Below are 7,777 nucleotides of genomic sequence, written 5' to 3'. Positions count from 1 at the left end.
TGACACCCCGCATCATACCAAGAGGGCTTTTTCTGTTCAAGTCCCCGAAAATCCTTCTAACAGGAATGCTCCTTTAATAGCAACTGCGATTACAGTGAATCAAGGAAGATATGAATTTTTGAATAGGCAGCTGGAAGGTTAGCTGCCTTATCGTGTGAACAAATTTCAAGCATTTATTTACATTTTTTTCCTGTCCCGGCAAGTAAATATAATGACCACTTTAAACGTATTTTGGTGGAACTTTCATTAAGTATTACCAAAAGAAAAATCTTAATTTGTTGCCTGAACTACATGCTTATATTCTTGAAATTCAGCTAGTGCTGTCAACCCGTTCAAGCGGCCAATTCCACTTTGTTTGAAGCCGCCTTCTTCAAACTGATCAAATACGATTGCCCATGCATTGATCCAAACGGTGCCTGCATCAATCTTATTCGGCATTCGTAATGAACGATCACGGTTTGATGTCCAAATGGATGCTGATAAACCATAGTCGGTTGCATTGGCTCTTTCAATAGCTTCCTCGTCGGTTTCAAAAATTTCAAAGCTTGCTACAGGACCAAATATTTCTTCCTGAATGAGTGGAGAATTCAAATTTTGTGTTGCAAGTAAAGTTGGACGGTAATATGCATCGCTCTCTGAAACTACCGACATCTCTGTTTTCCCTCGACCTCCACGGACAATCACTTCTGCCCCGCCAGCAATCATTTCTTCGACCTTTTGATCAACACGGACCGCATTGGCCGCATCAATAAGAGGGCCCATCTGGCTGTTAGGATCATTTCCAGGTCCTACTTTAACGGTCAATAGAGCTTCTGTCAGCCGTTTACGCACATCTTCAGCAATGCCACTTTGGACGAGGATTCGGCTACCAGTCATACAAAACTGACCTGTGAATGTTGTTATTCCCGCCACCAGGGTTGGAATGACAGCGTCTAAATCGGCATCATTAAAAACAATCATTGGTGTTTTTCCTCCCAATTCCAGCGACATCCGCTTTAAACGCTTGGAACAACCTTCCATTATTTTGCGCCCAACCTGAGTACTTCCCGTATAACTAATGACTCCGACTTCCTTCGCCTCAATAAGCTTTTTCGAAACAATATCGCCTGATTCCGTTATGATGTTCAGCACCCCAGCAGGTAATGAAGGTGTGTCAGCAATAATCTCTGCAAGTAAGCCGTTTACTAATGCCGTTTGGGCTGGCATTTTAATCACACATGTACAACCTGCAGCGAGAGCTGGCGCAAACGACCGTACAGATAGGATGACAGGTGAATTCCATGGTACAATGACACCTGCAACACCGATAGGTTCACTAATTAGTGTGGAATGAAAGTTTTGTTGAATTTGAGCTGATTGACCAGTGTCAGTTAATGCCAGAGCAGCATAATAACGAAGTTTTGGTGGTGTCAGACTGAATTCAAATCCTGCCTCCCCAATGACTTTGCCATTTTCTTTGGATAAAAGTTTAATAATTTCCTCATGCCGCTTTTCGAGTTGGTCTGCAAGGTCATTCAAAGCTTTTGCACGCATGTGCCGATTATGACGCCATTCCGTTTGAACAAAAGCATTCTGGGCAGCTTGAATGGCCTCCTCTACATCCGTTTCACTAGGCTCATAATAGTATCCGATTACTTCTCCAGTTATCGGTGATTTAGTTTCATTCCTTTGATCAGACTTTCTCCATTCACCATTAATTAAATTAGCTTTTTCTGGTAAAGCTCCTACTTTACTTGTCAAGACCATCACTCCTAACAGACTATTGAGGTGGAAGGGCTTACAAAAATTATGAGTAATCCCTTCCTTTTATAGATTAGTAACGCAGTCCCGCCTGTTTCATCAACGGTAAAATTCTCTCTCCGAAAAACTTCAAATCTTCATTGTAGTCTAGGAATCCCAATAGCATTCCGTCGACACCAGCTTCCGAAATTTTTACAAGCTGTTCAACGATTTGTTCTGGGGTTCCAATTAATGGGTATCCCCCATAACCTGTAATGAATCTTTCTTGCATGGCTTTAATTTGTTCAAAGGATCCACTTTCTGAACCTAGTCCTTTAGAGACACTTTCCGCGACACTCCAGTCCCCCATATCAAGAATTTGTTTATAAAGTTCTTGGGTTTCCTTTTCCGTCTCACGGCTAATGATGTTTCCGTAACTTAAGATGCCTAAATTTTTACCATGATTCCGGGAAATTCCACGTACGCGTGCAGCGGTTTCTTTTGCCTCTTCTGGAGTAGCAAAAGCAATAAAGTTAAAGTCACATTCCCTTGCACAGAATTCTAAGCCAGCAGGTGAGTTCCCTGCATTGACGAGCACTGGATAAGGTTCTTGAATGGGCTTAGGCTCTGCCTCAAGATGTTTTAAGTCAAAAAATTTCCCCTTATAATCAAATTCTCCCTTTATGGTCCAAAGTTTTTTCAAAATGTCTGTCCATTCGGAACCATACGCATAACGTTCATCGTGTTCACGCTGTTTTACACCAAACATTCCCATTTCGGCTGCGTACCACCCCATTGTTAAGTTCAATCCAAATCTTCCGCCTGAAATATGGTCAACTGTAACGGATTCTTTTGCTGCAACAACAGGATGTTTGGCAGGCACATGAATGGTAGAGAAAACCATAATGTTCTCAGTAGCTTGAGCCAGACCGGCAGCCCATGTGTGAGTTTCATAGTTTTCCCCATTAAAATTACTTTCTCCACCCATTCCTTTGTAACGTGCAATCGGTACCATTGCTTCAAATCCCAGATTTTCCGCCTGTTGTGCTATTTTGACTGTATGATCCCATGATACTTCGTAGGTTGAAGGAGCAAGCGATGCCATGACACCGTAACTACAATTGCTCCCAAATACACCAAGCTTCATCTTTTGATCATTAAACAGGGGGACCCCACTCTTAAGACGCGCTTCATATAGTTCATCAGCAGTTAATACTTTACTCATTTTTTACCACCTCATCTTTAGTTGGAAATTTTCATTTTTTCTTGGGGTTATTTTTATATTATTTAAAGTTTCTGGGACAAACTACCCAAAAAACGAAACTAATCTATACAGATCACGAAGGGTTAACGTCCATGTACTTCGGCAAGGGGAGGCGGTCCCAACTGTATATCCGGGAGGCTTTGTGATAGGACCAAAGCACTGTCGACAAGCTGCACAATTTGGCTCATATTCCTAGCAGGAATTCCATCATTGAGAGACGGAGCAGTAAAATAACAAGTTGCTGGCACATAAAGAGCCCCAAACCATGAGAGGATATCAGTGATATGCCTCTCTACGCCTAAATAATGTTCCGCCGCATTCCCTACGACAAATAAACCAACAGGCTTTGAACGAAGAGAACCGACAGGAAGAAGATCTAATAGCTCCTTCAGGATTGCCGGTATGGACCCTCGAAACACAGGGGAAGCAATCAAAATGGCATTAGCCTGCTCTATCAAGCGAAGAGATTCTTCTTCCCAGTAGAAGAATTTCCCACTGTTATCCAACGAAGGTGCTATCTGTTGTACTTGCGCACCTTTTGTAATTGATACTTTTCTGCCACAGTCAAAACGGAAGCCAAGCGACCTGGTGGTGTAGGACTTCCATAGATAGTCACTAGTTTTAAATCCATAATGAAACCTCCTTAAGCTCATCTATTTTTTCATTCTCTGAATATAAGCTGATGCAGAAAGTTCAGTGAGCTGGAAATCCGAGAAATTGATTCCATCTCTTCTTTAATAGTTTTCAAAATTGCCTAACCTGTGAAAAGTTGTATTTACCCCCAAGTTATTTATATAGTATTTAATTACTGTCAAAATGAACTACTCGTATAACGAAGAGAGACTATACAAAATACGAAAACCATCCATAGAAGGTAGTGGCATCCATCGTTTTTTCAAAAAACATTGGTTATATCAAATACCATTTTTTGTATTTTCATGATGAAGGGATCAAACGGGGTCTATTTGCCCTCAATTTTTTTTGCAACAACTACTATGTTTGAAACGAATCTTAGTGGATATCAAAGCAACTTTTTATGGAACGTCATAACATTTGACTACATCAAACAGACTTTGGCATGGCCATGGAGGCCTTTGAGATGAACTGATGATGGATGGATTGCTTGAATATCCAAACGATCCACAGGCGAAATGTCTGAGAAATATTTGGATATTCCTATTGATTACTATGTGAAGATGAACATGGAAGGATTTAAGGAAATTGTTGACGCTGTAGGAGGGGGCATAGTAAACAATGATTTGGATTTCACCTATGAGGGATCTCATTTTACAAAAGGGGACCTTACTTTAAACGGGACCGAAGCATTAAAGTATAGTCCATGCGCTATGACGATCCACGCGGAGACTTTGGTCGCCAGCTGCGTCAGCGTCAAATTATTCAAGCTGTCATGAAAAAAGGAGCAAACGTTTCTACCTTTATGGAAATATGATGATATGCTGAAAGCCGTCGGCAACAACGTCGCGACAAACATTTCTTTTGATGAAATGAAGAGCATACAGAAAAACTATGGTGAAGCACGTAAACAAGTTGAGCAATTGCAGATTGATGGCAGCGGAGCGAAGATTGACGGCATTTGGTATTATATCGTTCCTGAAGAGGAGCGGGTGAGTGTCCAAAATAAGCTGAAGGAGCATTTGGGGTTGTAAGGAAAATAGATTGTCTAAAATTCCTAAAATAAATCAGGCGAGGAAAATACGAACTCGCCTGATTTTGATTTTGCATTATAAGGATTTTTTTCTTGTGGGGAAGAAATCCCCCGCTAAAACTTTGTATAAAAAGGGGTCCCGATGCCCCAAGATCACTGCAAATACCCACCACGGATATCCAGAAATGAAAGCTTCCGCAAAGCCAACCAATTTAGCTCCATTATTCGCCGCCACTTCAATCATAGTACAGGTCTTTTCGACAGTCGCTCCCAACTCAAGACAAACAGGTGATGCATGTAAAATTATTTGAAACCTGCTGTCCCGGTTAATGCTGTAGTTGATATACCTTGTTTTTCATTACGGAATAGCCCGGCATAACTAAGTGCCCCAATAAACGGAAATAAAACCAAAAATAATAAGGCGATATTATAATTTCCTCCAGTACTGTCCACTATATACCCCATGATAGTTGTTACAAATCCCCCAACAATATTCAATATTCCCATAATTCCAGCAGCTTTACCTGTATCTCTCGGATTTGAGTATTTAACTATTAAAAGTTGACTTACAAGCAATTGACTGGCAACACATGCCAATGCAAGACCAAGCATGATTGCAGCAACTATCGCGTTTGATATTAAAGAAGTGGTTAATATGGAAAATCCGCATATTACAAAGATAATAGCCCCGATTAATGCCGGACGGCGTGTTTTATCTATTATGATGCCACATATAAAAACGGCAATGATTGCCATAAGCCATGACAATGAGGTTAACGAACCCATTTCAGAGGGGGAAAATCCACGAGCTTTTTCTAAATAGGTCGGCATCCAAAAGCTGATTCCGTAAAACAATACTGTGATCATCAAAAAGGCTAGGCATACCAACCAATAGCGTTTATCTTTTAGAAAATTGCTTTTCAATTGAACTTCTTTTGACTTTGCTGTTTTTCCGTTCTCAATATACTCCAACTCTAAACTGTTCACAGCATAGTGCTGTGCAGGTGTATCCCGTGTAAGGAAGATGACAAGAGGCAGGTTAATAAATAAGGAAAACCCAGCTAAAGCAAAGAAAGAGACTTCCCAACTTGATATAGAAATAAGCCATACTAGCATAGGAATTCCTAATGCCGGACCGAGATATTGACCATATACCCAAGTGGACTGTGCTTTCCCTAATTCTTTTGGATGAAACCATTGCGCAATAAATTTATTTGTCATAGGGAACATGATTCCTTCCCCTAAACCTAAAATTACCCTTGAGGCTATTAATGAACCATAACTTCCTGCTAATCCTCCCATGATTAAGCTAACAGTCCAGATAATTAATCCTATGATAGCTGTTAATCGTGGTCCAATACGATCTACAACATAGCCCCAAAAAGCACTTGAAAGTCCGTATAATACCGTAAAACCCGTCATTAAAAGGCCAATCCCAGTTGATTTTCCGTTTAACCCCATACTTTGTAAAAAGTTATCGTTTGTTACAATGACCGAAATGCCTACCTTATCCAAGTTACCAATTGCCCATAGGAAAAAAATCGAGGGTGCTATAAAGAACCACCTTGTTCGAGAACGTTTCATACTTCCTCTCTCCTTTGCAAAATAAGTAAAGAATAGGAATAACAACATAAATGGACATTATTCCAGTTTCTTTTGACACGGAGAGAGAACCATGAATAGAACCTCAACGTCTTATGTCTGAATATTTTACCTATTAAGATAAAAATATGGCAACTTGGAGCGAGCAACTAGTGAATGAAGAAGGAGAGGGGAAATAATTAAAGGGAAAAACAGAAATCCTTCTTGATTAGGTTAGCCTTTTAAGCTGGCATGAACATGAACACAATATGATAGGCATTTCATTCAACTAAATAGATAATGTATTGAGAAATTGTCGGAAGTGGTTTTCGTGGCGAATAATCTTGGATTATGGATGGATCATGACCAAAATCTAGATCATGCGTGAAAAGGCATACCGGTGATTCTGATCGGACTGATAGGAATGTCCATCAGTACATTATTGTTGATGATCATTTTTTATTGTCTCAATCAATGGCTTACCGGCGGACTGTTACTGTTCATGATAATCGTAATGCGGAGCTTAGTCGGAATGTTTATCCCAGCAATACTTTCATCTTCAACCTCATATTACGAACGGGCGCTATTGCTGAATAAAACTAAGGTTTTTAAACGACTTTATTGTGTATTTTTTAATGAAGTAAATGATCTTTCATCAAAAATAAATAACTATATTTTTAACCCTGTCCTAAATATAGAACGGGGTTATGCTTGTTTGAGCTTTTAAAATAAAATAACTTTATTACCATTTTACAGAACTACTATCGTAATGTTATCTGCAGTCTGGTTAATAAATTCATTAGATACTACAAACTGGGCGTGCTTCTTCCGGGTCAGCCACTTGAACTATGGCTATTCAGATGCAATTAAGCATGATGGGGCGCGTTTTATATTGTATTGGAGTAATGATGGAAGTTTGTAAATCTTTAAATGTAATATCATTTACCTATGTAATGGAAAGAGAGCGAGAGGTAAAACAAATCTTCCTAATTATCTATTGGAACAAAGATTTAAACTTATATAAAAGCGTGCTGCTTTCGGAGGTACTTTTACTATTGTTAGGCATTGTGTTCACTTTTAATAAACTCCCAATATCTAACCAACCTACTTACATTAGCATCAGGATCCATACTGATTTCCTCTAAAAGATATAATTCTTTCATTTTCTTCACAGCTCCCAATTCCTGTTTACTTAATGAAAGATCCTCCGTTACGCGAAAAGACACAGGATAATTAGGAGTTTGAATTAAACCAAGCAGATAGTCCGTGGAGACTTGAAATGTTTGAGCAATTTTCTTAAGTGTTTCCAATGATGGTTCGTTTCTTCCCTGTTCATAGTAACCATAGGCACTTTTAGTAACATTTAACTTTTTGGCGATCTCATCTTGTTTATATCCAGATTCTATGCGCAGATCCTTTAATCTTTCGCTAAATATATCCATGCAAATCGCTCCCCACAAATCTACTTACTAACTCAACTTTCGCACCAACAAAATAAGTACTAATCGTTGGCTAGACTGAATCTTGAGCCTATCAATTATGTTGCT

6 protein-coding genes and 1 pseudogene are annotated in these 7,777 nt (G+C 39.5%); 1 reads left to right on the top strand and 6 read right to left on the bottom strand.

The annotated features are described in order from the left end of the window. Positions 1-270 precede the first annotated feature (270 nt). From H9631_RS21695 to H9631_RS21685, 3 genes are all read right to left on the bottom strand, one after another. Positions 271-1,740: an aldehyde dehydrogenase family protein gene (locus tag H9631_RS21695; protein WP_225221212.1), complete on the bottom strand. Its 1,470-nt coding sequence runs from the start codon at positions 1,738-1,740 to the stop codon at positions 271-273. 73 nt (positions 1,741-1,813) lie between these two features. Continuing rightward, positions 1,814-2,944 (bottom strand): LLM class flavin-dependent oxidoreductase, encoded by a 1,131-nt coding sequence (locus tag H9631_RS21690; RefSeq protein ID WP_225221211.1) that lies wholly within the window; start codon positions 2,942-2,944, stop codon positions 1,814-1,816. Between the two features lie 122 nt (positions 2,945-3,066). Further along, complete coding sequence (locus H9631_RS21685; protein ID WP_191816471.1) at positions 3,067-3,636, bottom strand: NADPH-dependent FMN reductase; 570 nt, start codon at positions 3,634-3,636, stop codon at positions 3,067-3,069. A gap of 504 nt (positions 3,637-4,140) precedes the next feature. Between H9631_RS21685 and H9631_RS21680 the strand changes: the two are divergent. Then, a pseudogene (locus H9631_RS21680) lies at positions 4,141-4,650 on the top strand (LCP family glycopolymer transferase); the annotation flags it as partial. 75 nt (positions 4,651-4,725) lie between these two features. On the opposite strand, the gene H9631_RS21675 reads toward H9631_RS21680, so the two are convergent. From H9631_RS21675 to H9631_RS21665, 3 genes are all read right to left on the bottom strand, one after another. Next, a complete protein-coding gene (locus tag H9631_RS21675) occupies positions 4,726-4,953 on the bottom strand; it encodes a nitrilase-related carbon-nitrogen hydrolase (protein WP_318246851.1) in 228 nt (75 codons plus the stop codon). Further along, positions 4,953-6,233: an MFS transporter gene (locus H9631_RS21670; protein WP_191816469.1), complete on the bottom strand. Its 1,281-nt coding sequence runs from the start codon at positions 6,231-6,233 to the stop codon at positions 4,953-4,955. Before H9631_RS21670 ends, H9631_RS21675 begins: the two co-directional genes overlap by 1 nt. Positions 6,234-7,288: 1,055 nt before the next feature. Continuing rightward, on the bottom strand, positions 7,289-7,672 hold the full coding sequence (locus H9631_RS21665; RefSeq protein ID WP_191816467.1) for a helix-turn-helix domain-containing protein: 384 nt from the start codon (positions 7,670-7,672) through the stop codon (positions 7,289-7,291). Between the last annotated feature and the right edge of the window lie 105 nt (positions 7,673-7,777).

The organism is Bacillus norwichensis, from assembly GCF_014836955.1.
Classification (GTDB): domain Bacteria; phylum Bacillota; class Bacilli; order Bacillales; family Bacillaceae_C; genus Siminovitchia; species Siminovitchia norwichensis.
The sequence above is the reverse complement of the archived record's forward strand: the minus strand, read 5'-3'. Positions and strand labels throughout refer to the sequence as shown.